This window comes from Pelosinus fermentans JBW45, from assembly GCF_000271665.2.
GTDB classification, from domain to species: Bacteria; Bacillota; Negativicutes; order DSM-13327; family DSM-13327; genus Pelosinus; species Pelosinus baikalensis.
The window spans coordinates 5,274,211-5,299,735 of record NZ_CP010978.1; the positions used below are offsets into that span (position 1 = coordinate 5,274,211).

Genomic DNA, 25,525 nt, shown 5'->3' on the forward strand with positions numbered 1-25,525 from the left:
TGAGAATTGCCCCTGTAATTGGGGGTAGTTTTATTTTATACTATGAATATCGAATCGAGGGCACAATAATGCGGATAATCTTATCCGCTAACAAACTTCTTACTTTAAACAGAAAGGATGTATTTTTATGCTTAACGAAAAATTATTGGACGTACTTTCTCATCCCGCAGATGGAGCAATCTCAATTGTTACCAGTGGCGACGATGGTCCTCATGTAGTGAATACCTGGAATAGCTATATAACGGTTACACCGGATGATAAACTATTGATTCCCGCTTCCGGTTTTGTTAAAACAGAGAGAAACCTTAGTGCTCATAACGATGCGACTCTTTCTATCGCCAGCAGGGAAATCGAAGGTTACAGAGGAAAAGGAACTGGTTTCATTGTGAAAGGAACCACCCGTTTTATAAAATCCGGTGAGGATTTCGAGTTCATGAAAGAAAAATTTTCATGGATTCGTGCAGTATTAGAAATCACAGTAACTTCTGCAAAACAAATGCTTTAAAATCTCAAGTCACCGATTAAACATCATAAAAGGTGCTTGCCATCATCAAGTAATACTGCGTTCACTAAAAAAACAGCCTGCTATAGATTAGGCCTTAGTCAGCGATTGACTAAGGCCTAATCTATAGCAGGCTGTTTAATATTGCCTTTTTATTTATATTTTCAACTCCACACCGCTTTTCTTCTCACGAATTAACACTTCTACTAGATTTACAAGCTGTGCGCCGGCTTCTACCGGCGGTACACCTTTACGGTGAATGTTGGAAATCACGGTTCTTTGTGATTCCGGCTTTAAGGTGCTAGATTCATAAGCCATATAGGAACTCATGCTTTCATCCGTTGCCAAACCTGGTCTTTCACCTACCAGCAAAATCGTCACTTTCGCCTGTATTGCTTCACTAATTTGATCCATGGTCGCGACTCTGCCGTATTTCACAAAGATAGGCGTACCGATTGTATACCCCTTTGCCGTTAGCCCATCAATTAGAATCGGATAAATATCTGCTAAATTGGCATTAATAGCACAGGCACTTAATCCATCAGTTGCTATGATTTGCACATCAGGACTCTCAATACAATTACCCTTAATCCCATCGAGAGTTTCCTGTGAAAATACTCTTCCTAAATCGGGTCTTTTGATATACTGCTCTTTATCTTCTACCAGAGTCTGTACTTTGAAAAATCCCAGCTGATCAACAATCGTTTCATCGACTTCCGACCAAACTGCATCCATTGCTACCCCATGATCCGCTCTAAACTTCAGTAAGGTCTCGGTTTTACATCGATCCCCTGCTCTGCCTAAACAAATTCTTGCATTGGTTGTCTTTTTTAGCCTGATACAACTTTCCGTATCCCGAGGATTATCGATGGTCACCCGCTCATAATAATCGACCACGGATATATCTTTTATCATTTCATTCATAATGCGCCCCACTCCTAAGCTGTAAAGATGGAAGGATCTCCAGCCTTTTTAGTTAATTTCCCATCTTCTAATATGCCAAGCTCTTCCATCCTTTGATTAAATTCTTGAATCGGTTTCTTACCCGTAATGTCTCGCAGGCTGGCAATATCGTGATAGCTGGTCGTTTGGTACATTAACATCACATCATCGCCTCCAGGAATACCCATGAAATAGGTACAATCACATGCTGCAAGCAGCAAGGCTAAATTTTCTACATCGTTCTGGTCGGCTTTCATGTGGTTGGTATAGCACACATCCACTCCCATGGGCAAACCCGTTAATTTCCCCATAAAATGATCTTCCAGTCCTGCTCGAATCATTTGCCGGCCATCATATAAATATTCTGGACCGATAAAGCCAACTACTGTATTTACTAAAAAAGGATGATATCGTTTCGCTAGACCATAGCATCTTGCTTCCATTGTCAACTGATCGGCACCATGATGTCCTTCTGAAGACAGCTCTGAGCCTTGCCCTGTTTCAAAATACATAAAATTTGGACCTCGGGAACTCTTCTTTTCCCTCATGACTTCATAGGCTTCATCCATGAGTTTTACCGTTATACCAAAGGCTTTATTGGATTTTTGTGAGCCCGCCAGGCTCTGAAACATCAGATCCATCGGAACGCCTTTCTGCAAAGCAGCCATTTGGCTCGTAACATGAGCTAATACACAATTTTGCGTAGGAATATCCCATTTCACCATAAAATCTTTAAAACTATGTAAAACAGCTGATATGCTGCTTATCGTGTCCACTACAGGATTTAAACCTATAACCGCATCACCAATACCGTAACTAATCCCTTCCATAGTAGAAGCCATAATGCCGGCTAAACCATCCGTAGGATGATTAGGCTGCAATCGTGAAGACAACGTACCCCGTTCACCAATTGTCGTATTGCAAGTAGCAAGTTTATGTATCTTCTTAGCAGTATATACTAAGTCCATATTACTCATTAACTTCGTAACGCCAGCAATCATCTCCGAAGTTAAGCCATCATGGATATTTTCGATCTCATCCTCACTTGATTTTAGTAAAAATTCTCTAAAGGCTCCCACTGTCATTGATTTGATCATGCTGAAAGCGTTTGGATCAACTCCATCTTGAATGGCTCTTGTAACATCATCATTTTCATAAGGAACTACAGGATTATTTCGCAGATCCTCAAGGGTCATTTCCGATAAAACAACCTTCGCTGCCACTCTCTCTGCTGTATCCCGGGCTGCAATACCTGCCAGAATATCACCCGATTTTTCCTCATTGGATTTAGCAAGTACTTCCTTTATATCTTTGAACTCATAACTTTTCCCAAACAGCCTTGTCTTTAGTATCATTTTCTTCACCTATTCTTTTTCATTTCTTCACTGCTTAAAAATTAACGTTTTTACAATAGTAGGTACTACATTGGCAATGGATTTGCCGATATCAATATAATCACCATTATCAACCTTAATTTGATCAATACAGATTACCCTCGTCCCTGCATTCAGCATATTCATTACCGTTTGCCCCAATGCTTTGGCAAAATCATTCTCAACAATTACAATCACAGGATGGGAACCCACCGCATTGGCGGCAATGGCTTTTGCCATCTCTTTTATTTGCCCATAGGATGGTGACTTCGGGCCTTTGAACGCAAGGGCTACGGGAATATCGCCATATCTTTTGATTTTCTCACCAATTCCGTTGAACATATGCTCTATATCCTCATTTTCTGCAAGCTTAATAATAGGAATATTTTTAAGAGGAAGCAGGTCCTCATCAAACAAAATCGTGCTGCCGCTGATTTTTATAGAATGACTACCTGCCCCTATGACAGTAGCCCGTATCTTCTCTCTAGCTTCTACAAGACGATGTTGATCTTTTTCAAAGATTTTTCGAATGGAGTATCCTAATAAAGGACCGATATCTCCGAATAGGGTAACGTCTTTCATACTGCCTATTTCATAATCGCTGTAGATAAATTCAGCAACGCCACCCGAAAACATGATCTTTTCTGCTTTCAGCCCCTTATGACTGTGACCAATAAACAATTTCACAGCCTCTTCTTCGATGTCTTCGCTGCTGCTTATTTGTACAAATATCTTAGCAAAAGCATCCGTAAGAGCTTTTATTTCTTCCAGCTTAGCCTTTAGCCCAACAACCAATTCCAGCTGCAAATAGTGAATAAGCGGGGTTATCTTTTCGGAAACATAGCAAATTACACCTTGCTGATCAATCTGTATCAGCCTTCCACCGATATCCAAGGCAAAAGAGTCAATCACTTCCCCTTCCCAAAAGATTGCACCATTGGTGGTACCTCCGCCAATATCAAAATTAACGACTCTTGCGGTAAAATGATTTGATGCTTCAGCAGCTCCCGCCCCATAACCCGCCAAAATGGACTCTAAATCCGGTCCTGCCGTTGCAACAACAAAATCGCCAGCAAAGTCAGACAAAATACGGAGTACTTCCTCGGCATTGTTTTTGCGAGCAGTTTCACCCGTAATAATAATGGCTCCTGTCACGATTTCATCTTTTTGAATACCGGCTTTATCATATTCAGATTCAATGATTGCTTTCAATTCCGGTAGATGAATCTTGTCTCTTGCCAATAATGGGGTGAAATGAATCTCACTTTTATAAAGGATCTTCTTATCGGTAATTTTCATTTCAGGAATCAGAAAAGAAGTCGCTGTATTTTCTACCTTTATTCGGCTGAAGATAACCTGTGTCGTTGTTGTGCCAATATCAATGCCTACACTCAAAAATTCTCTTTCCATTCCATGTCTACCCACACCTTCTATAATGGATACATTTAATTGAAATCCTGGGACATCTCATGAAACCCATGCCCCAGTCTCACCTATTTATCTAACTCATCAAGAACACCAAACTCTTCCTCAAAGGGACGAATATTCTTATTTCCCCAAATATAATAATATACAATGGCTAACCCATAAACAGCTAACACCCATGGTACTACTTCACTAGAGGCATAGAACAAACTAACAAGACAAAAGATCGCAATCAGAAAACTAATCAACGGCACCACTGGATAGGAAACCTTAAAAGGTCTTTTAAGCTCTGGCTCTTTCACCCTTAAAACGAACAAACTTACTAAACTGATTAAATACATCGCAACGGAGCCAAACACAGCAATGATAATAACCACATTTGTAAGCCCTGTCAATGCGGCTCCCAAGCCTATAATGCCAGGAATGATAAGTGCCCATACCGGTGTATGATGCTTAGGATCAACATATGCTAAAAATTTTGGCAGATACCCAGTACGCGCCATGGCATAGGTCTGACGGGAATAACCCACAATGATACCATGCAGAGAAGCAATCAGACCAAATAATCCAATGAAGTTCATCAGCATGGCACTAAAGGATCCCTCACCATAAACAGAACTTAACGCTAAAGGCAGCGGAAAATCAACAGAATCAATTAACTTTACATCCGTAATCCCCGCAGTAAGGAATAAGGTGAGAAATGCCATAACCATCAAGGTTACCATACCACTTAGAAAGCCAATGGAAATGTCTTTTTGCGGATTGACCATTTCTTCTGCACTCATAGCACCGCCCTCAATCGCTAAGTAGAACCAAATAGCAAAAGGTACAGCAGCCATGACACCACTAAAACCATTCGGCAAAAGAGGTTCAGCCATAACCCGGGACAATTCAAAATGAGGTAATGCCAAACCCCAATAGATCACCAGACCAATCAAAGCAACAATCGTTACAATCAGTTCAAAGGTAGCAGATACCTTCATCCCCCAATAATTAATAAAAATGAATAATAAGAAGGCGACTACAGTTGCTGTCATAATCTCAATGCCTGGAAACATGTTGTGAATATAGCCGCCTACTGCCAAAGCAATGGCAGGTGGAGCAAATACAAATTCAATCAAGCAGCTCACACCATTCATATATCCCCAAAACTTTCCTAAAGCACGCCGGGCATAAGCAGAAGGTCCGCCGGCATGAGGAATCGCTGTCGCCAGCTCCGAGTACGATAAGATAAATGTTACATAAAAGATTGTCACTGGTATTAACGCCAAAGCAAGACCCATGACCCCGCCTACAGCAAAACCATAACTCCAACCAAAATAATTACCCGATATAACAAGTCCAACCGCTAATGCCCATAAATGAATTGGCTTTAATACGCGAGAAAGGTTCGCGCGCTCACCATCTTTCTTATGTTGAATAACCCCATTGACCGTTTCTACCCTACTGCTCTCCATACCTATTTCCTCCTCCGTAATGTGTCAGGCCAAAATAAAAGCCTAATACAACCTTCTTTTCTAAGAAGAATCATATTAGGCGACGTTGCCTGATATTAAGTTAATAAGACTACTATGACTAGTGAGATCCGTTAATCTACGAAGGCTATCCCCTCCTCACTGTAACAAAAAAACAAGCGCTTAATAAAAATGTTAAATGATTTTAACATTTTTATTAAGCGCTATTGCTACAATATTCCTTTTTGAAGAAAAAATTTCTTTTGATCTTTGGTTTTATATTATTCGCCCTAATCAGAAATAGTCCTGCAAATGCGAAGGTTTTTATTTTTTAATTTTTTCAATAATCATTTGGGCGATTTGGGCAGGAGTCGTCTGCCGCTGCATGGCTTCCTGCAATAAGCGTTTATGAGCCTCTCCAGCAGAAATACCCAGACGATCTTGAATGATCGACCGCGCTTGGCTGATTAATTTTTGTTTTTTTAAGTTTTCTTTCGTTTTATCCAATTCTTGATGCGTACTATACATGTCTTTCCAACGAGCATATGCAATCTGCACCGTGGCAATGAGATTCTTCTCTGAGACGGGTTTAACCACATAACCATATACATGTACGCTTTCTGCTCGTTGCAGCATCTGGGGCTGACTATGAGCCGTTACCATGACGACTGGTATATTGAGACTATACATACATTGTGCAACTTCCAAACCGCTTATTCCAGGCATCATAATATCCATAATTACTAAATCCGGTGCATTCTCTTTGACTAACCTTACTGCCTGCTCTCCATTACCGCATTCTGCACACACCATGTGACCAGCCTTCTCCAGCATTTCTCTCATATCAGCCCGTATTAATACTTCATCCTCTACCAATAGAATTGATAAGGGTTTCATCCTGTTTCCTCCTTTTTATGCACTGGGAATGAAATGTTAGCAACTACGGATTGATCACAATTCTCGAATTGAAAGGTGCCTCCCAATTGTTCAAAGATAAGCAGCTTCACGATGTATAAACCAAGCGTACCACTCTTGCTTGTCGCAGCATGATTCCATAGGCCGCAGCCACTATCTCTCACCTCAACATTGATAGTGGCTCCAGACTCTTTCACGATTATACTGATTTCACCGTGAGGATCCGTTTTAATACCATGCTCCAAACTATTTGCAACTAGTTCATTCAGCACTAATGCTACTGGCACCGCCTGGCTGGCATGAATCAGCACAGCCTGCCCTTGCACCATTGTTTTTACCTTCTGGTCCGGTAAAATGTAACTTTGGACAACCTGCTCTACGATATACTCTGCCAAGTCATGCAAATTGACAAGATCACGATATTGATAGGTAAAAATCTCATACACTTTGGCAATGGATAATATCCGATTAATAGTCGCGGTAAACTCCCGCCGCACAGCTTTCCATTTTGAGCGACGCATTTGCAGGCGCAATAAGGAAATTACATTTTGCAGTGTGTTTTTGACCCGATGGTTAATTTCCTGGATAATAATACTTTGCATTCCCAGCTGACGTTCTTTTTGACGTAACTCTGTCACGTCTTGAAAGGATAGTACACAGCCGTTAAACTCTCCCCCTGTCAACAACGGATGGGCTTGAAAAAGATAGCTTGCATTGTCAAACTCGTAATTCCTGGGATTCTTTAAACCCTCCACCATTTCTGGAAGAGACGCAAAAGATAACAATAGCATTAGATTGCCATCCAGTGTATCTCCTTCATATAAGCTCGTGGAAATGCACATTGCCTGCTTATTGGCGTATACAATCTTTCCCTTATCATTCAAGATGAAAACACCATTACCAAGCCACTCTTCCCAACCATATCCCGTAACTCGTAAAGACATTAACGTATGGCTTAAGTGCTCTGCTGTTTGGCTCAATAATTGAACCTGCTGTTCCTGGCGAATTTCCTTGGAAATATCCTTTTCCATGATTAAAACACCAATAACTTGACCATTATCATTCGTTAGAGGAACTACGGTTTGAGCAATAGGTACCCCCTCTTGGCTCACACCGCGGATATTGTAAAAACTTTGCCCCGTTGAAAAAGCTTGATAGACAGCTGGCTCACACGCGGCATAGGCCAATTCACCTACTACGCTATTACGATACAAAGATGGCGAATTCGGCGAGCTCGCCCATGCCAAAACAATTGCATCTTCTTGATTCACTGTCAAAGCATCAATAAAAATATCCGTGCCCGTTAATGTGGCAATCACAGGAAGCTGATTTACCATATTCTCTAGAATTATAATATCGGGCATCATTAGATCCGTATGTGCTAAGCACAAATCCCGGATGGAATGCTCTATTTCTACCATAAAAAGACCTCCGGCTTAAATTGCAATAGCCAAAATAATATAAAAAAGCCTATTATAATCATTAGTTCTTACCAATGATTATAATAGGCTCCATTGCCTTATTGCGTCGCTCACTTTGATTTGATTTCCTTTTTTACTATCCTCTCATTTATTTACCATCCGATTATAAAATTCCTGCAAAGTCATAGACTTTGTTTATTTTTTATACGATCAGAAACAAGAAAATGAATGCCATGCAGAAAACATGATGCGGATTGCCAGCGATATTCCATTCTTGGTTAGATAAGAATATAGTAGTCCACGCAAGACCAGCCGTCGATCTTTAATTAGATAGACGGCTGGTCTTATGTAAGATCTATTAAAAGTTATGCATTAGACTTGTTAGCGATCGTAAGATATATCAGCTTGCTTATTGACGTATATTTATCGTGAAACAGACCAAGACTTAAAAATAAACTAATCTTAGGGGGATTCATATGAGTAATCAAACATTACTGTGGGCAAGTTTCATAATTTCTTGGCTATCTGTCATTTTTCTAAAGAAAGAAGACCTTAAACGCTATATGCCTGTTGCATTATTGGGCGCACTAGTATCAACCATTGTAATAGAGGCAGGAATTACTTTACATTGGTGGTCAACTAAGGAAACTGTCTTTCCATTTGTAAATATGCCGATATTTATTTATGGCTCTTTCCTTGTTGGTATTCTTTGGATCTTCAAATTTAGTTATAAACGCTTTTGGCTGTTTCTTGCCACAAATGCATGTATTGATCTCATTCTCATCATCCCATTAGATAATTGGTTTGTCAGGCGGGGTATTTTAGAATTGTATAATATAACTCCCCTCCAAATGTTTCTTATGTCGCTTGGACACGCCACCCTTTTATATTGCTATCAGCTTTGGCAAGAAGGTGAAGCAAGCCCGTTCAAAAGGTTGAATGTAAATCAATCATCTAATGTACAGCCTGCTGCCAGCAAGCCTCTTAGAGATGATAACGAAGAAGAATAAATTTCCACCTCACATATGAAGCACAACTACAATGTCATATTCATCATGCAAGTTTTTCACTATATTCATTTTTTCCTAAATTTTCCTGTTTAGTTCTAATGAGGTGATATCCATATATTACTGCAAACGCTACTAAGAATAAAATAGAGATTCGATACATAGCAGCATAATTCGTATGGGTGGCAATCAGGCCTAATAGTACGGCACCAACTGAATATCCCAAATCCAAAGAAGATAAAAATGTGCCGTTGGCAGCTCCTTTACGTTCCACAGGTGATCGCGCAATCGCCCAGGCTTGCAGTGAAGGATGAGCCGCCCCATATCCTAACCCATAGAATAGCGAAGATGCAATTAACATGTAAGTCGTAGTTGAATAAGACAGCATCAAGAGGCCAGCGATCATAAGCACTATTCCTGGCACTATTACGAAGGCATGACCTTTTCGGTCAAATAATTTCCCGGCGAATGGGCGGCTGATTAAAATCATTGAAACATGTCCAACAAAATAGATTCCGACATTCTGGATGCCGGTTTCCTGACCAAACAGCATAATGAAGCTCATAATTCCACCAAAGGTTATTGAATGCAAGAAACATAGAAAAGCAGGCAGCAATGCACTTTTCTCAAATAAATCACTCCAACGGATTCCTTTTTTAATACGTTTCGGCTTAAGCCTTTTTTTTGCAGAATCCATTGATATACCTTGCGTTAATAACATTCCACCCCCAACTAAAATGGTAGAGATCAGTAAAATGACATCAAAATTATAACGCTTCATCACCTCTATTCCAAGCACTGTTGCAAAAGAGGTACCCAGAATAATCGATAAAGCGAAATATCCTGTACCTTCTCCCCGCTGCTTAGGAGATACAATATCCGACATAATCGTTGCCAGCACTGTTGATGTCATCCCCCAACCGATTCCTTGACAAAATCGTAACACCAGTATGATGCCAATTCCTGAAGCTACAAAAAAAGAGCAGTTAAAGACAATAAGGATGCACATACCGACTATCAGCAGTGGTCTTCTTCCAAATGTATCTGCTGCAGTACCGCTAATGGAACGAACAATTAGAGCAGAAATCGAGATGACGGCAAAAGGCAGACTAGCTTCCAAATCATTTCCGCCAATTTGTTTAATATATAACGGAAAGGTTGGGATTAGCATTAAAATGCCTTGATAAATGAATAAGTTTCCAAATAGGAGTAGCAGAAAATTTTTAGACCATAGTGTTGTAGTACTATGACTTTTGACTTTTTTTATTTCCATCGTATGGCCTCCATATCAATCGTGTTTTTCCTTGGTTAATTTTTTGGATTCACATGTAATTTTATTCTCATATTGTTGTGCATTTTGAAAAATAGTCTTTAGCAGCATTGTTAATTCTCTCTGCTTTTCCTCAGATAGATTATTTAAAATGGCATTTCTATGATGCCCTACGATTTCTCTCCAGAAAAGGCATTGATCCAATGCTTCTTGACTTAACGTAACTTTTTTTTCCCTTTTATCAGCGCCTGGTATCCTCATGATTAACCCCTTTTGCTCTAATTTGACCAAACTTTTAGACACTGCAGGCGGTTCAATATTTAAGTAGTTTGCTAACGCTCCCTGGGTCATTGATCCCTTTTCATTTAGCGTTGTAATAATCGACCATTCGGAACCATAGATCCCGTGAGGCTCTAAGCTTTTATTTAGACCCTTGGCAATAATACGAACCGTTTGAAAGAGTTGATGTAATAGTAATTCAGAGTTTTCCATCTTTCTCACCCTTTTTATTATACTCAATTAGTTAACTGGTTAACTATTTTTCAATTATATATTTCGCTGATTCATTTGTCAATTAGATCAGCAATGAAATAATAGCGATTTTCTATTTTTACTGAAGAACTATTTTCAACTGCACACGATGAGGAAAACCGAGCAGCTGTTAAAATGTCAAATAGCAGTAATCTCATACTGCGTTCAAAGATGTCCTCCGGTTGAGAGATTCCAAGCGCTCTATTAAAACATAACCCAACCGCGATTATTAAAATAAAAAAACCACCTACCCGGAAGATAGACGGTTCTTTTACTTATTAGATATTTGCACTTTAACTTTTTTGCCGCAATTGGGGCATTTCCCCCTGCCTTGAGGGCTAAGAATAATACTACATCCACATTGGGTATGAACCAGCAAGTTCAACACCTCCTTATTTAAAGATTACTAAAATAGCATCTGCTATTGGATTTATTATACTACACAATCATCAATAATATTGTTAGCATCTTGTTAATTTTATAAACGACAAAACAGAGCGATATAGACATGGATGCTAGCGGTAGTGGATTTATCTGCCGCTTCTATACCGATCTGCCGCTTTACATTTTAAAATAAATATGTGACAAAATTGTGACGAAAATAGAGCAACACCTGGACCATTTCACTTAATTACTTACATCTGTATCATTTGGTAAATCATTGTTGCAAAACAAATTTACTTTTATCAGTTTTTTTGAAGGAAAAACAAGAACTCCGACGAATTTTTACAATAAAACCCTTTAATTACATTTTTATACTCAATATCTACTTTATAATAGCTTTATTTTTTTGGGGAAGATTATCAGAAACTCGATTTCCCTACAGCTTATGAAAATGATAATCTTTCTTATTCTGCCTGTGAGCTTGCATGCCCCTCTCTCTGAGAAAGTATACCGTAATACCAAGCGGCAGGCGTTGGTCAATTTATTGGCGACAAACTGGTAAAATTTACTGGGAGGGATGATTTATGGCGACTTCAAATGAGCCAATGTATCATTTAGGAATTAACCTCGGACATGACCGTTCAGCAGCACTCGTAAGAAATGGGAAAATCGAAATCGCAATACAGCAAGAACGATTGGATAGGACAAAAAACAGTATAGGTTTTTTGCACCAAACATTGGGAGATTGTAAAAGCATTCAGATTCCTCATGAAGCGATTCAATATTGTCTACGAAAATACAATATTGGAATAAATGATCTTTCCAGTATTACGGCAAATATGCCGGGGATAGACTACTCAGAAGATATCTTACAAAGAATCTTCCCAAGGGAATTATCGGATAAAATTTGTACGATTCCAAGCCATCATTTATCTCATGCGTATACAGCTTACTGGCCATCGGGCTTTGATGAAGCAATTATTCTTGTTGTCGATGCTTCAGGCAGTACAGACAAAGAGGGGCTTACAGAATCATACAGCTTGTACATTGCAAAAGGAACCGAGATACAATTGTTGCATAGTGAAAAGGTAAAAGCTTATTTGGCATCACTTTCCACTCTCGGATTTATTTATGAATTCATTACAAAATTGGCTGGTTTTTCAACTACCATTGGGAAAAACCTGGCAATACCAGAAGCAGGAAAACTTATGGGATTGGCTCCCTATGGAACTTATTGTGATCAATGGCGTGAGTGGCTGCATACTAAACCGGAAAGTTACAGTATCGATATTTCTGCCTATGACTTGTTTCTGGAGGTGGAAGCACTAAAAAAATTATATGATGATGGTAAAGGAAAAGCTTACCTTAGACCATATATTGTAGATTTGGCATATAAAATTCAATCAGAATTGGAAAAGGCATTGTTACATATCGTTGAACTTGCAATTGAGCAAACGAACTGCAAAAAGCTTTGCTGCGCAGGAGGAGTGGCTTTAAATTCAGTTGTCAATTATAAACTTTTAACGCAACTTAATCTGGAAGATATCTTTGTTTTCCCTGCAGCTGGAGACGCAGGTATCGCTGCTGGGAATGCGCTTTGGGCATATCATAACATTGAAAGGGGTAACCTTCGCCCCAAACTAGAGAAAGCAGACCTTGGTAGAGATTATACTGAAGATGAAATTGAATCAGCTCTTCATAAGTTCGCAAATGAAATCATTATAGAAAAGCTTTCTTATCAAGAAATGGTTTCAACCTGCGCTGCTCATATGTCAAAAGGAAATATCATTGCAAGGTTTGAAGGCGGATCAGAATTTGGCCCCAGAGCTTTAGGCCATCGATCTATCATTGCTGATCCAACTTTTAAAAAAATGAAAGACATCGTAAATTATAGAGTCAAATTCAGAGAAGCCTTTAGACCATTTGCACCAGTCATACCTTTGGAAGAAATATCTACAATATTTGAACAAGCTATAGCATGCCCATTCATGCTTTTAGTTTCTAATATCAAAAAAGAATACCATGATCAAATTCCTTCTGTTACTCATTATGATGGTACAGGGAGAGTTCAAACAGTTACGTCGGAGCAGAACACCTTTTTTTATGATTTGTGTTACAACATGGTTAAAGAAAGAGAAGGATGTCCTGTTATTTTAAATACAAGCTTCAATATAGCCGGTCAGCCAATTATTGAAACACCAGAAGAAGCCATCAGCACATTCCTTTCAACTGACATCGATTTTCTTAGTCTTGAAGATTATTGGATAAGGAAAAGACATTCACCTGTATTAAGTTATGAAGAGCACTTGCTCCAATTGCAGGAACCTGATTATCCTCATGGTTTAGCAGAAAAAAGAATCGATGTTACTGACTTAATGAAGAAGTTAGATGAAGCTATTTTTTATGGCAATACGGAGAACTCATTTTGGACAACAAATGAATTAAAAAAGATTTCTTCCCAAGGCGCAATGTATAAAGAAACATCTGTTCTTTTTGCTAAGAATCCACTTGGCAACCATTTTTCAGCACAATTAGGTAAAGATCTGATACTTTTATTGGATCCACTGGGAATGTCAGAAATAAGAGATTTAACTGACCTAATTCCTTCAAAATATTATACATATGAAGAAGTACGCCTAATAATGCTTTGCTATAAAGGCACAGAAGCCGAGCTTGAGGAATTGAGATTAGAGTTAAACTTATCTGAAAAGGCGTTTTGGGAAAAATTAGAGTGGGCTTCAAAACAGCTCAAAAGATACAATTTGCCCTATAAGATGCTTAGAAAAGAAAGCGACAGTACCAATAGTAAGCTTTCAGATAGTACTCTGGGACAGTTTACCGATGAGTCCTTCCGTTTATACAATACGCTTAAACAGTTTAATGATAACCTTACAAAGCATGGCTATTCAGAAAGTAACATTTGTAAATTGCTTGATATTGAAACCCTTCAAAGTATCGAGCCAACTTATATCCATTACTATAACAATCATAAACTTGGTCAAGGAGAGCTAGAAGACCTGCTCAGATTATTTTTACTGCGCGATTCTTTAAAAAAAGAAAGAATTACAGAGATACTTGGAGAGTGTTGTTTCCAGAATCTTTGCAACTTGGGAATCATTATTCCAAGGGGCAATCTATTTGCCTCAAGAGTTGATATCTACTGTGTTAATAAGTTTTTGATTGCTACCGACCATCGATATATGATTTATGAAGAAGACAATATCCAAGAAAATCCGGTTATGTATATTGGGATGGACAGTTTAGGTTTGGTACATACGGTACCGAAGTATTTATCCAAAAATACACTTGATCTATGTACAGGTTCCGGCATCCAGGCAATTACAGCCAGCTGCTACTCAAAGAAAGTCGTTGGGATAGACATCAATCCGCGGGCTATACGTTTTGCCAGATTTAATGCACAACTAAATGGAATATCAAATATAAAATTTGTTGAGGGTAATCTTTACGTACCTATCGGTAATGAAAAGTTTGATACTATTTTAGCTAATCCACCTTTTGTTCCAAGTCCCGATAATAACTTAGACTTTAGAGATGGAGGCAATAATGGCGAAAAGTTATTAGAAGTAATTATCAAAAATGCTGATTTACACCTGAGCGATGCAGGAAGTCTTTTTATTGTTACTGATTTAGTGAATGTTCACCAATATGAGGAGAAATTGAACCAATGGTGGGGAGAAACAAAGGCAGATAAGCTAATACTGACTACCGCTGACAGAAATGATGTTTTATTTTCCATACCCCATTGCCATTACCCTTTTGAACAGACAATTGAGCAATACAATGCTGAACTGGATATGTGGATACAGAATTTTAATTGCTCAAGTATATCGTCAGTAAACTTTGGATACATTTTAATCAAAAAAGGAGGCAATAGTTTTTATTCAAAATCCATTTATAATCCTACCCAAGGGATTAATAAGAAGGTAGCCGAATATTTCGAACAAATTAATATGCTGCACTCAGTGGAGTGGGAAAATTTATATCTATTTCTATCTGATGAACTACATGTAAAAATTGACTACTCGTTTAGTAATAATAATGATAAGAAGTTCTATTTATATTCCAAAAATCAATTTTATAGTGAATATTTAATAGATGAAAAGGTATATAAAGTTTTGGAAAGGATCGCCGAAGAAGAACTAGTGCTAGAAGAACTTGCTTTTAAAGATTATGTTGTTGACCTAATCTATAAGGGTCTAGTTAAAGTTAAATTTAAACAGCAGCACCAGAAATATTTCGATTCCTATGAGTGCAACGAAGTTGCCGCTACTTTAAGTCATTCTATGAGTTCAGAAACATGTGGAGACATCCACATTACGGAGTTTCAAACAAAAACAACGCCAACATGTCTTACATCCTATATAAGACAATAAAATAGAATATCGTAATATCTCATAGAAAAAATGCAGGATTGATGTAAAGTGAACAACCTTCTATCAATCGGTGTATTATCGGTAAATTTCTCCAATAATGTTAGAATGAGTTTTTCCAAGTATATTTCGAAAGCAGAATAATCACGAAACTTTGTAACATACAGACACCGCTTAGAAAGCTACATGCTTTGTTTTGGAGGCATTTTTTAATCATAGCCCTGTGCTTATCAAATGAAGCGCTTAATTAATATTTGTTTCAATTAATTGCTTCTAACAATGGATTGTATTGTTGGTCGAGATTTTTTTGTTACTTATATAATTTTGCATTAGTATAATATTTGGAGGTTTCTTATGTTACTACAACTTATTAAAAAATTAACCATGACTGATGAACAATTTAAACTTCAACCGCAACTTAAATTTATCACTATTATAAGTAAAGACCTAAAGTTTCTTTATGTGAGTGAAATGGGGGCAAAATACTTAGGTCTAAAGCCAATTGATATGATAGGTAAAAGTTGGAGGGACCTTAATACTAATTTACCACCGGAAGATTTTGAGCGATTGGATGAGAAAATAATAGAGGTATTCGATACAGGAGCCGCTGTATATGATAATTATATAGGCGTTTCTAATGCAGAAGGACAGCACCACTCTTTTGAATATTTGATAAATCCAATTATTACACCTAGCGGAGACATTGAAGCGGTTATGTGCAATGTTACGGATACTACAGAGAGCAATTTATCAGAAATCTCCCTCCCTAATCAAGTTACAACAATCAGCGAGTTAATTGAGTCATGCCCAATGGCTATTTTTATAGTTGATAAACAAGGGAGAATACTTACTGTAAATAAAGAATTTATAAAAGATATTTCCTCTAACCAATCTGACCTTATTGATAAACAAGATAGATTTATCAATGAATACTCTGGGATTGAACACGCTGAATCTGCGATTGCCAAAGCGCTGATTGGAGTTGAAACCAGCCAAGAATTTTTATCTACATTAGAAAGAAAGTATCAAATAAGTGAGCAAGAGGATTTTAGGGAAAAAATCCAGGAAAAACAGCAACAGCTCTTAAACCAATATTTAACCGAAAATAAGAAGCTAAACCAATTAATTGAGTTATGCCCTTTGGGAATTGTTTTGTATGATAACAAAGGTAATGTTATCGCATTAAACAAAGCCCATCGTGAACGTATATCAAATTTCAAAAAAGAAGAATTTCTAGGTAAGTCAGGGCGATATCTTTTAGAAGCACTAGGATTAGATTGGGAGCACTCACCTTGTAATCAAGCGTTAAAAGGAATAGAAACTTTGGATTATTATCTAAAGAACACATATGGAACTTGTTATTTACTGAATGCAATTCCGCTTCGTAATTACGAGAATACCATTATTGGTGCCATGACAATCATCCATGATATTACCGAATATGAAAAACTCAAGGAAGACATGACAAAACTTGACCGCTTAAATCTGGTAGGAGAAATGGCGGCTGGAGTAGCCCATGAAATCAGAAATCCTATGACAGTTATTAAAGGCTATCTGCAATTCCTTAGTAAAAATGTTTCAGACAGTATGGTCGAGCAGTTTTGTCTTGTTTTATGCGAATTAGAACGAATTGAGCAAATTATTACTGATTTCCTCTCTTTGGCAAAAAATAAGCTGGTAGAGAACAAAAAGCAAGACTTAAATGCTATCATAAAAGGAATTATTCCACTTATAGCAACTAACGCAACGGAGCGAGATATTGAGTTGAAAGTAAATCTAGCAGAAGGATTACCTCACCTCTTATTGAATGAAAAAGAAATTAAACAGTTGCTCTTAAATCTTGTAAGAAACGGCATCGAAGCTATGGGCCAGCAGGGAACGCTAATTATTGAAAGTATCCTTGAAGGTGATACGGTTTCCTTATGTGTTGCAGATTGCGGATGCGGGATTTGTAAAGAGAATCAGGAAAAAATATTTGATCCATTCTTCACAACAAAGGAAAGCGGTACTGGGCTAGGGCTTTCTGTTTGTGCAGGAATTGTACGACGCCACAGCGGAATTATAGAGGTACAATCGGAAGAAGGTAAGGGAACCCGATTCATAATTACTTTTAATGCATTAGACGCAAGGTAAAACAACTTTTGTTCGGATAACTATATTGGATTGTTAACTATATCTTTTCGAGATGATTCTTGACTTTAATATTAAAGCGATTCTCTTTGTTTAATCCAAAAAAAAAAGGTCCCTTATTGGGGCCTTTTTTTATTGGATTAACAAACATTAAACTTTTCTTTGTATATCGTATAATAAACCCAAAATCCGTTCACTAGCAACAATGCCCCCGTAAAGAAAAACACATAACGAATACCAAACGTACCTGCCATTTGTCCACCTAGTACCGAACCTAGAAATACACCAAAAAATTGCGCGGATTGATTATAGCCCAAAGCTCGGCCTGTGATGAACTGTGGTGTACTTTGCGCAATAAGACTGTTAATGGAAGGTAATAGACCTGCCGTAGCCAGCCCCAGCAAAAAGCGAAGTACTCCCAGCTCCCAAGGATGTTCCACAAAGGCCTGAGGAACGAACAACACCCCCGCTACAACCAATGCTGCTAATAGCACTTTTTGCGGTCCAATTCGATCTGAAATTTTCCCAAGCCGAGGAGCCGAGATTATACTTGCCAGACCTGAAGCAGCAAAAACCGCACCTGAAATAAGAGCAATATGATTCGTACCTGAAGATAATTGAGCAATGTAGACAGTAATAATCGGCTGTATGGACATAAGCGAAAGCTGCATAATCAAGGTAGTAATGAACAAACACACCGTTATTCTATGATTGGGAAGAAGCTCCCAAACCTCACAAAAGTTAAGGTTGCACTGCTTCTTTATAACAATCTTATTTTCTTTAATAAATAGGAAGGAAGCAATAAAAGCAACAAAACACATGCAGCCAATTGCAATAAAGGTTGCTCGAAATCCTATTATTTCTGCTAAATACCCGCCAAATAAAGGACCAAGTAAGGTACCTCCGACTTGCCCGCTAAAAAGGATGCCCATTGCCCATCCAACTTGTTCATTTGGTGTTTGCGTCGCAACTAATGTAATGACTGCCGATTGAAAACCAGAAAGGGCTCCTTGAAAAATCCGCAAACCCGTTAGCTGATACACATTATCCACAAACCCCATACAAGTCACGATTATAGATAACCAGAGACTTGCTCTTAGAATCATAGATTTCCGTCCATACTTGTCTGCAAACTTACCCCAAATAGGAGCAAAAATCGCCAAACTTATAAAGTTACTCCCGAAAACGATTCCCGACCATTTCGCAATCGACGCTGCCCCATGGACACCGAGATGTTCAATATAAAGGGGCAGTGACGGAGCCATCTGACTCATACCTGAAGAGACAATAAACACTGCAAACCAACAGACATATAAATTTTTCTTCCAAATCTCCATAAAGCACCTGCGTTATTCTACATTCTATTTTAAAGACTACTTTTAGTCTACTCTTCTCTATTCAATTAAATTCCCAGGTTTCCTTCACAAAAAGATCACTATTGTGGATAACCCTGTGTATAAGGTGTGAATGTTTGTGGATAACTTAATTCCAGCCTTATAGACGGTTCTAAATCTAATAAAGCCTTCTGGCGAAACGCCAGAAGGCTTTAATCTACTGATCGGGTGGAAAGATTCGAATTTTATTTTACCTGAGATTTTCTTTTTTAAAACCAATAACGAGTACCATGCTGACCATACACCAATAAACCATAAGTTCAGACCATTCTTCCAGCACCTGCGAATACGGCTGTAGTATCAAGATTAAATTTCTTTCAAAGATAAGCTGTGAAGCTATGGCAGCTAGAATTAATAGAATTCCATCAACAGCCGATATACACAGTTTTTGTTTCATATTACCCCAGTTAAAATTACGCCATAGACCGATCAGCGTAGTAATGATAATAAGAGTGAGAACTGGATAGACGTATTGACCATACCACACTGCACGAATGGAAGGAAATATAGGCCCCTCTGGTCCAGTGCTGACTGGATCAAAAAATACCCGCCCCCAACTTAGTTCGCGCCCCGCCATGAGCAGCCAGACAGGTATCGACCACAGCCACAGGTTACGAATTTGTCTATCATCACAATTACGACGTGCCGCCAACCAGGATACTATTGCTCCGACAATCAGGATAACCACTTGCGTGTTTTCTATCGGACCATTTTCCCAGCCCCACCACCCTGGAAGATAAAAACCAATTGGAAACAGCAGCACTGCCAATAGTACAGATACCCCAGTTGACGGGAACAATCGCCATGTAATTAGTTGTTTTTTTGGGGTTGGCATTAGACACCCTCTCCTCTAACAAAGTATAAGATATACATTCATAGGCAGTCAGCCTTTCATACTACTGCCTCTACTCTAAGACTCGTATCTACAATCGAGCTGCCATGGACAGGCAGATTTCTAAAGTAATCTTTATTCTACATGTTACACCTTGGAAAATGATTTGAGGCTCTCGATATTCACAATAACACAATAGCTCGCTCTAAAGCATAATAATGAAAATTATTTAGATCGCGATGATTTATATCTTTTTGAACCAAAAATGTAATCTTGCATAGAATAATTTTGAAGGAGATGAGCAACCAATGAAAAAGCACATTGCCGTAAATCTTACCACTTTTCGTACTTCTTATTATGAAGATGATACGTTAATCAAAGAATATTCCGTAGGTATTGGTAAAGCTGATACACCTACCCCACCAGGAAATTATCAGATTATCGAAAAGTTGATATTTGAAAAGATAGCTGATGTAGACCTTGGCTCCCGAAGGTTGGTCCTATCGTCTGATAAAACATGCCTGCATGGCTCATGGAATGGTCCGGTAGAAGGCTATGTCTCTGGCGGCTGTGTTCGAATGTATAATCAGGATATTGAAGAGTTATTTGAAAACGTCGAAATTGGCACACCAGTAATTATGATACCATAGTCATATGGAAAACTGTTCATAATTAAAAAATAAATAGTAAAAATAAGCATGCAAGATTGTTATCATCTCTGCATGCTTATTTTCATCATAATCATTCTTTATAATTGCTATTAAGATTCTCTTCTTTTTCGCAATGAACCACCAAACTTGTCTTCTGGATTTTTTTAACATTTTTCGGTTCTAAACTTCTATAACAGCGCATATATTTTATAAGGGCAGAGTTTCGGCCTCTGCCCCTAAACCGAATATGGGAGGTGACTCTAATGCGTCTTGAGACGAAACGCTTCAACTTTAACGTCTCAGACTGGCTACTACTAGTCTTGCTGCGCATTATTGCCGAATTGTTCACCTGATCGCTCCCATTATTCTAGCCGAGCGCCCTTGTTAACGCAAGGGCGCTCAATGATGTATCATACGCTTATTATATTCAAATTAGAACCTTCGCAAAAAAATAATATAGAGCCACATGACTCCTACTGCAGCTGTCCCAGGTACGTTTTAAAATTTAAATCCGGCACCAACATAAGCAGCCGACTGACTGCTTGCCAGTTGATAAGCACCAACTTTACCGATACTGCCAGTGTAGCCAGCAGCAGGTTCAATCTTACCTTCTGTGAACATCGCACCGACTGTGATCACGTTGTGCCTTGTCAAATCAATAGTCGGAATCTCAGCTTTAATTGTGATTGTGCTGGTCTGCTTTAAATCGATCATATTTTTATCAAATACAAATTGTTCGTCATTCGCCTTATCAAACTTACCAACCTTGCCATTTACCATGTAAATAAAATTTGCTTTGCCAATATCAAATTTACCATCTAACTTTGCAGGGATAGCACCATTTGTATTTTTATCAACTGGCTCTACTAAGACTTCTTTAACTTCACCTGGCAAATAGACCGTTTGCCCTGGCACATATTGCAATTTTGTATCTGTAACCGTCTTGACTGTCTCCTTAATGGTAGGAGGCTTATTTTTTTCGACTGCCAAAGCTTGTCTATCACTTTCTCCCAAGACATGCCCTATGGCCAATCCTGTAACGATGCCTATAATTAAAGAGATTGCAGCAACGATTATGAGAGTTCTAAGTGTATATTTTCCTGTGCCAAGTTTGGAGTTAACAAGGCTTAAAAGTTCTTCCTCACTCATTTCGCACTCACCTGCCAATCCGTTATGCCCCTAGCAATTGCTGCCGCAAACATACGCTTACCTTCATCACTTGCTAAAATAGCCTCTTCCTTTGGATTGGATATGAATGCAAGCTCAACCAATACTGCTGGCGCAACCGTATTATTAAGAACATACAATCCTGCCTCTTTATCCACATCACCATCTGACCAATCACCACGGACTGGCAACGTGGGAAATTCCCCAGCCATTTGCGCCATAATATAAGTGGACAAACTATCAGCTCTTGTTTGTCCTCTGCTGGTCCAGATCTCCATGCCAGTGGCTGAAGGAGCAGAAAAGGAATTACAATGGATACTTACTACTGCATCTGCTCCCCAGGCATTGGCTCGATCGCAAATATCTTGCAAACTGTCCGACTGATATACTATAACATCGCAGCCAGCCGACCTTAAATAAACTGAGACCATGGCACCCACATCGACAGCAACGTCCGATTCGCGCAATCCAGATGGTCCAACGGCTCCTGGATCAGGATATCCCCCTGGTGCATGTCCAGGATTAATAAATATTTTATTCATTAATTTTGTCCTCCCCATGTAAATTTGGTGTATTTGTTGCCTTTTGCATCTTTCTTATTACCGCCACTTCTGCGTCAATTGCCCAACCAATCAGCGCGCCAGGGATAATAAATTTTCTCCATCCTAAAATATCATTTATCTGCTGGATTGCAGATCTTCGCTTATCGGTGTTTTCCATACTGTCGGCAAATCGATCGAGCTCAAAGATAATATTTCGAATCGATTCTTTTAGCCGTCCATCCCGAAGTTTCGCAAACATCACGAATAACCCAATAGCCAAAACATTAGCCGCCACCAGTATGCCAGCAGCTACATAAATGATTTGTAATTCACTTGTTGGTATCATCATTAATGTACCCCCATTCCATCTAATCTTTTATGGGCCGATTTTGCCGCTTCTTCCACAGCAACAAGCCTTTTATCAATTCCTTTTTGATCTTGATCTAACCGAAAAAGCATATCTTTCATTTCGGTAATTGCCTCTTTTAGCGCTGTTATTGCAGTTTGCAAAGGCTTAACGATTAAATATTTTACTAACCCTGCTGTAAAACTAATGATTGTAATGAGCTGTACCGTATTGCTAAGATTTAATTCCAATGTCCCACCCCCAAAATCAATTCTTATTTATCTACATTCCAGACTTAAACTAAATTAAACCCCTCTCTCTTTATCCGTACAATTACAGCCAGATTGAGGTAGGTATAAAAACCAGCTAAATTTCGTCAAGTTTTTTAGCTGGCAGTTATTTTCGTTCATCTTTAACCAAATTTAAGCCTTCCGACAAAACGCCGGAAGGCTTAAATTTACGAATATATATATATCTTTTCAAGCAGAAACTTTACTCCATCTAAGGTATCTCCTCTGTCAAGATACTCATATTAGGCTGTTCTCTGTTATACCCCATATTCTTCTTACATCTTCTGGAGTTGCTATTTCTCGCCCCATAGCCTTTGCAATATTAGTAATACGCTCTACCAAAGCAACATTAGTTGCCAATACACCTTTACTATAATATACGTTATCTTCAATTCCTACCCGCACATGTCCGCCTAATGCCATTGCCATTACGGATAAATTAACATGTTGAGGACCAATGACCGAGACACTCCAAACTGCATTATGGGGTAAGCTTTCATACAGGAAAAAGAGGTTTTTAGGAGTTGCTGGTAGAGAACCTTTAACTCCTAATACAAAATTGAATAACAAAGGTTCCTTAATCAATCCCCCCTGCTCTAAACGAACAGAATTGCTAATCATCGCCGTATCAAATACTTCTATTTCCGGTTTAATATTTCTTTCCAGCATGGTTTTTGCCAGATATTCAACAAGCTTTGGCTCATTGGCATTAATACTTGTTGGAAAATTAGAAGATCCGGACGATAAACTAGCAGAAAGTGGATTTAACACTAATGCTTCTGCCCTGGCCTCTCCTGATTTTCCACCTCGTGCACCAGTGGATATTTGTTTTACAATGGGACATCCCGCCTCATCAAGTAACCGAACCGTTTCTTCAAAATATTGTAAATCACAAGTTGGGACTCCCTCCCCGTCCCTTGCATGAATATGAGCTACAGCAGCTCCCTTCTCATAACAAGCGACAAGATCCTTGGCAATTTCCTCTGGCGTCACAGGAACATGAGGCGTCATACTTTTCGTTGGCACATTACCAGTCGGTGCGATTGTGATAATTAGTTTTTCCATTCTACTCACCTCTTATTTCATTGATCCAATATTTTTATCAAATTCAGTAAATCCAGCTACCATGCCTTCGACCAATTCATCAGCCTGGTTCTTTGTGATAATCAGTGGTGGTGCAAGAAGGAACTGATCCCCATTTTCTCCATCCGCATTACCATTACCAGGATATACAATCACCCCATGCTTTATTAATGTACTGGTAAGCTTTTCTGCCATCCCCATTTTAACTGGGAAAGGTTCTTTCGTTACTTTGTCTTTTACAATTTCCACACCAAGCATTAATCCCTTACCTCTCACATCCCCCACATAAGAAAACGGCAATAACTTTTCCTTTAATTGTGCCAGCAGATACTCCCCAACAATACGAGAATTTTCTACTATTTTATCCTCTACCAATGTTTTAACTACGGCCAATGCAACCGCTGCTGATAAAGGATTTCCCCCATAGGTGTGACCATGAACAAATACGCCAGAGCCTTGTTTAAAGGTATTGTAAATTTCTTCTTTCGCAATGACAGCGCCTAATGGAGAATATCCGGCACTCATACCTTTAGCAGCACAAATCATATCCGGTACAACGCCCCAATCCTCAATACTGAACATAGATCCTGTCCGGCCAAAACCAGCCATTACTTCATCAGCTATAAATAAAATATCATAATGATCACAAATTTCTCGAATAATTTTAAAATAATCCTTATGAGGAACAATCGCACCACAGGCTGCGCCGCCTACTGATTCTGCAATAAAGGCGGCAACATGATCCGCTCCTTCCATTTTAAGGGTCCGTTCCAAATCAAGAGCACAATCCACATTACAGGTGTCTTGACTTTTACCAAAAGGACAGCGATAACAATATGCTGGCGCAATATGAGGAAAATTTAAAAGTAGTGGCGTATATTTGCCACGCCTTTTATCACCTGTCATGGACAAGGAGCCAATGGTATTTCCATGAAAACTCTTCCAGCGAGAGATCATTCGATATTTTCCTGTTTTTCCATCTCGCTCCATATAGTACTGCCGTGCCATCTTTAGTGCTGATTCAGTTGCTTCTGAACCTCCAGATACCAAATATAGCTTACTCAAGGAGCCGGGAGCCAAGCTAGCTATTAAATCGGCCAATTCTTGAATGGGCGTGGATGTCCAGCGTGATAAATGGCTAAAGGCTACCGATTTAGCTTGTTTCACCATCGCGTCGATAATCCGGGGATGAGCATGACCTAAATTTGATACAGCCGCTCCTGAACAAGCATCAATATACTTGTTGCCTTCTTTATCATATAGATATATCCCCTCACCATGATCGACCTCAAGATAGTTTTTATTTACATTACGATAAAATACATTACTCATATTTACTTATCATCCCTTTTATTTATATTTATTTCTGTTTTACACCCATTCCATGGTTTTGGAGAAAAATGCATTGGAGCAAGAGAATCTCATCAGAGTGATCCTCTATCTTTTTTGAAAGCATATAGACTTATTTTTGACGAC

Annotated in this window: 21 protein-coding genes; 5 read left to right on the top strand and 16 right to left on the bottom strand. The window is 38.8% G+C overall.

Annotation, left to right across the window (positions count from 1 at the left end):
- Positions 1-127: 127 nt before the first annotated feature.
- Positions 128-505, top strand: coding sequence for a pyridoxamine 5'-phosphate oxidase family protein (locus tag JBW_RS23155; RefSeq protein ID WP_007954860.1), 378 nt, complete (start codon positions 128-130; stop codon positions 503-505).
- Positions 506-658: 153 nt separating this feature from the next.
- On the opposite strand, the gene eutC is transcribed toward JBW_RS23155, so the two are convergent.
- The 6 genes from eutC to JBW_RS23185 all read right to left on the bottom strand — a co-directional run bounded on the left by eutC (position 659) and on the right by JBW_RS23185 (position 8,032).
- The gene (eutC, locus tag JBW_RS23160) at positions 659-1,426 is read right to left on the bottom strand and encodes an ethanolamine ammonia-lyase subunit EutC (protein WP_007954858.1); all 768 of its coding nucleotides are present in this window, start codon (positions 1,424-1,426) and stop codon (positions 659-661) included.
- 14 nt (positions 1,427-1,440) lie between these two features.
- Positions 1,441-2,799: an ethanolamine ammonia-lyase subunit EutB gene (locus tag JBW_RS23165; protein WP_007954856.1), complete on the bottom strand. Its 1,359-nt coding sequence runs from the start codon at positions 2,797-2,799 to the stop codon at positions 1,441-1,443.
- A 27-nt stretch (positions 2,800-2,826) separates the two neighbouring features.
- Complete coding sequence (locus tag JBW_RS23170; protein WP_052697345.1) at positions 2,827-4,227, bottom strand: ethanolamine ammonia-lyase reactivating factor EutA; 1,401 nt, start codon at positions 4,225-4,227, stop codon at positions 2,827-2,829.
- A gap of 83 nt (positions 4,228-4,310) precedes the next feature.
- Positions 4,311-5,699, bottom strand: coding sequence for an ethanolamine permease (gene eat / locus JBW_RS23175; protein WP_007954852.1), 1,389 nt, complete (start codon positions 5,697-5,699; stop codon positions 4,311-4,313).
- Between the two features lie 321 nt (positions 5,700-6,020).
- Positions 6,021-6,593: an ANTAR domain-containing response regulator gene (locus JBW_RS23180; RefSeq protein WP_007954850.1), complete on the bottom strand. Its 573-nt coding sequence runs from the start codon at positions 6,591-6,593 to the stop codon at positions 6,021-6,023.
- Entirely contained in the window at positions 6,590-8,032 is a 1,443-nt protein-coding gene (locus tag JBW_RS23185) for a sensor histidine kinase (RefSeq protein ID WP_007954848.1), read from the bottom strand. The genes JBW_RS23180 and JBW_RS23185 overlap by 4 nt, the downstream gene beginning before the upstream one ends.
- 476 nt (positions 8,033-8,508) lie before the next feature.
- On the opposite strand from JBW_RS23185, the gene JBW_RS23190 reads away from it, so the two are divergent.
- On the top strand, positions 8,509-9,042 hold the full coding sequence (locus tag JBW_RS23190) for a hypothetical protein (RefSeq protein WP_007954847.1): 534 nt from the start codon (positions 8,509-8,511) through the stop codon (positions 9,040-9,042).
- Positions 9,043-9,085: 43 nt separating this feature from the next.
- On the opposite strand, the gene JBW_RS23195 is transcribed toward JBW_RS23190, so the two are convergent.
- Together JBW_RS23195 and JBW_RS23200 are read right to left on the bottom strand one after the other, a co-directional pair.
- The gene (locus tag JBW_RS23195) at positions 9,086-10,312 is read right to left on the bottom strand and encodes an MFS transporter (protein ID WP_007954846.1); all 1,227 of its coding nucleotides are present in this window, start codon (positions 10,310-10,312) and stop codon (positions 9,086-9,088) included.
- Between the two features lie 15 nt (positions 10,313-10,327).
- Positions 10,328-10,801 carry a MarR family winged helix-turn-helix transcriptional regulator gene (locus JBW_RS23200; RefSeq protein ID WP_007954845.1) on the bottom strand — a complete coding sequence of 158 codons (474 nt, stop codon included), beginning with the start codon at positions 10,799-10,801 and terminating at the stop codon, positions 10,328-10,330.
- A gap of 1,007 nt (positions 10,802-11,808) precedes the next feature.
- Between JBW_RS23200 and JBW_RS23205 the strand changes: the two genes are divergently transcribed.
- Both JBW_RS23205 and JBW_RS23210 read left to right on the top strand, forming a co-directional pair.
- Positions 11,809-15,618: a carbamoyltransferase C-terminal domain-containing protein gene (locus JBW_RS23205; protein ID WP_007954844.1), complete on the top strand. Its 3,810-nt coding sequence runs from the start codon at positions 11,809-11,811 to the stop codon at positions 15,616-15,618.
- A gap of 351 nt (positions 15,619-15,969) precedes the next feature.
- Positions 15,970-17,748 carry a PAS domain-containing protein gene (locus JBW_RS23210; RefSeq protein ID WP_007954838.1) on the top strand — a complete coding sequence of 593 codons (1,779 nt, stop codon included), beginning with the start codon at positions 15,970-15,972 and terminating at the stop codon, positions 17,746-17,748.
- 137 nt (positions 17,749-17,885) lie between these two features.
- On the opposite strand, the gene JBW_RS23215 is transcribed toward JBW_RS23210, so the two are convergent.
- Both JBW_RS23215 and JBW_RS23220 read right to left on the bottom strand, forming a co-directional pair.
- A complete protein-coding gene (locus JBW_RS23215; protein WP_007954836.1) occupies positions 17,886-19,082 on the bottom strand; it encodes a multidrug efflux MFS transporter in 1,197 nt (398 codons plus the stop codon).
- Positions 19,083-19,329: 247 nt separating this feature from the next.
- On the bottom strand, positions 19,330-19,974 hold the full coding sequence (locus JBW_RS23220; protein ID WP_007954834.1) for a hypothetical protein: 645 nt from the start codon (positions 19,972-19,974) through the stop codon (positions 19,330-19,332).
- 305 nt (positions 19,975-20,279) lie between these two features.
- Between JBW_RS23220 and JBW_RS23225 the strand changes: the two genes are divergently transcribed.
- Complete coding sequence (locus tag JBW_RS23225) at positions 20,280-20,621, top strand: L,D-transpeptidase (RefSeq protein ID WP_007954832.1); 342 nt, start codon at positions 20,280-20,282, stop codon at positions 20,619-20,621.
- 498 nt (positions 20,622-21,119) lie between these two features.
- On the opposite strand, the gene JBW_RS23230 is transcribed toward JBW_RS23225, so the two are convergent.
- The 6 genes from JBW_RS23230 to JBW_RS23255 all read right to left on the bottom strand — a co-directional run bounded on the left by JBW_RS23230 (position 21,120) and on the right by JBW_RS23255 (position 25,381).
- On the bottom strand, positions 21,120-21,770 hold the full coding sequence (locus tag JBW_RS23230; RefSeq protein WP_007954830.1) for a hypothetical protein: 651 nt from the start codon (positions 21,768-21,770) through the stop codon (positions 21,120-21,122).
- On the bottom strand, positions 21,767-22,330 hold the full coding sequence (locus tag JBW_RS23235) for an N-acetylmuramoyl-L-alanine amidase family protein (RefSeq protein ID WP_007954828.1): 564 nt from the start codon (positions 22,328-22,330) through the stop codon (positions 21,767-21,769). The genes JBW_RS23230 and JBW_RS23235 overlap by 4 nt, the downstream gene beginning before the upstream one ends.
- Complete coding sequence (locus JBW_RS23240; protein ID WP_007954827.1) at positions 22,323-22,679, bottom strand: hypothetical protein; 357 nt, start codon at positions 22,677-22,679, stop codon at positions 22,323-22,325. Before JBW_RS23240 ends, JBW_RS23235 begins: the two co-directional genes overlap by 8 nt.
- Positions 22,679-22,927, bottom strand: coding sequence for a hypothetical protein (locus tag JBW_RS23245; protein WP_007954825.1), 249 nt, complete (start codon positions 22,925-22,927; stop codon positions 22,679-22,681). The genes JBW_RS23240 and JBW_RS23245 overlap by 1 nt, the downstream gene beginning before the upstream one ends.
- A 276-nt stretch (positions 22,928-23,203) precedes the next feature.
- Entirely contained in the window at positions 23,204-24,031 is an 828-nt protein-coding gene (locus JBW_RS23250) for a 3-keto-5-aminohexanoate cleavage protein (RefSeq protein ID WP_007954823.1), read from the bottom strand.
- Positions 24,032-24,043: 12 nt separating this feature from the next.
- Positions 24,044-25,381: an aspartate aminotransferase family protein gene (locus JBW_RS23255; RefSeq protein ID WP_007954818.1), complete on the bottom strand. Its 1,338-nt coding sequence runs from the start codon at positions 25,379-25,381 to the stop codon at positions 24,044-24,046.
- Positions 25,382-25,525 lie beyond the last annotated feature (144 nt).

Excerpts from the sequence above, each read along its gene's own strand:
- JBW_RS23200 (WP_007954845.1), bottom strand. The coding sequence starts at position 10,801 with ATGGAAAACTCTGAATTACTATTACATCAACTCTTTCAAACGGTTCGT.
- JBW_RS23235 (WP_007954828.1), bottom strand. The coding sequence starts at position 22,330 with ATGAATAAAATATTTATTAATCCTGGACATGCACCAGGGGGATATCCT.
- JBW_RS23205 (WP_007954844.1), top strand. The coding sequence starts at position 11,809 with ATGGCGACTTCAAATGAGCCAATGTATCATTTAGGAATTAACCTCGGA.
- JBW_RS23220 (WP_007954834.1), bottom strand. The coding sequence starts at position 19,974 with ATGCCAACCCCAAAAAAACAACTAATTACATGGCGATTGTTCCCGTCA.
- JBW_RS23210 (WP_007954838.1), top strand. The coding sequence starts at position 15,970 with ATGTTACTACAACTTATTAAAAAATTAACCATGACTGATGAACAATTT.
- JBW_RS23185 (WP_007954848.1), bottom strand. The coding sequence starts at position 8,032 with ATGGTAGAAATAGAGCATTCCATCCGGGATTTGTGCTTAGCACATACG.
- eat (WP_007954852.1), bottom strand. The coding sequence starts at position 5,699 with ATGGAGAGCAGTAGGGTAGAAACGGTCAATGGGGTTATTCAACATAAG.
- JBW_RS23240 (WP_007954827.1), bottom strand. The coding sequence starts at position 22,679 with ATGATGATACCAACAAGTGAATTACAAATCATTTATGTAGCTGCTGGC.
- JBW_RS23180 (WP_007954850.1), bottom strand. The coding sequence starts at position 6,593 with ATGAAACCCTTATCAATTCTATTGGTAGAGGATGAAGTATTAATACGG.
- JBW_RS23225 (WP_007954832.1), top strand. The coding sequence starts at position 20,280 with ATGAAAAAGCACATTGCCGTAAATCTTACCACTTTTCGTACTTCTTAT.
- JBW_RS23170 (WP_052697345.1), bottom strand. The coding sequence starts at position 4,227 with ATGGAAAGAGAATTTTTGAGTGTAGGCATTGATATTGGCACAACAACG.
- JBW_RS23195 (WP_007954846.1), bottom strand. The coding sequence starts at position 10,312 with ATGGAAATAAAAAAAGTCAAAAGTCATAGTACTACAACACTATGGTCT.
- JBW_RS23155 (WP_007954860.1), top strand. The coding sequence starts at position 128 with ATGCTTAACGAAAAATTATTGGACGTACTTTCTCATCCCGCAGATGGA.
- JBW_RS23250 (WP_007954823.1), bottom strand. The coding sequence starts at position 24,031 with ATGGAAAAACTAATTATCACAATCGCACCGACTGGTAATGTGCCAACG.
- JBW_RS23165 (WP_007954856.1), bottom strand. The coding sequence starts at position 2,799 with ATGATACTAAAGACAAGGCTGTTTGGGAAAAGTTATGAGTTCAAAGAT.
- eutC (WP_007954858.1), bottom strand. The coding sequence starts at position 1,426 with ATGAATGAAATGATAAAAGATATATCCGTGGTCGATTATTATGAGCGG.
- JBW_RS23230 (WP_007954830.1), bottom strand. The coding sequence starts at position 21,770 with ATGAGTGAGGAAGAACTTTTAAGCCTTGTTAACTCCAAACTTGGCACA.
- JBW_RS23190 (WP_007954847.1), top strand. The coding sequence starts at position 8,509 with ATGAGTAATCAAACATTACTGTGGGCAAGTTTCATAATTTCTTGGCTA.
- JBW_RS23255 (WP_007954818.1), bottom strand. The coding sequence starts at position 25,381 with ATGAGTAATGTATTTTATCGTAATGTAAATAAAAACTATCTTGAGGTC.
- JBW_RS23215 (WP_007954836.1), bottom strand. The coding sequence starts at position 19,082 with ATGGAGATTTGGAAGAAAAATTTATATGTCTGTTGGTTTGCAGTGTTT.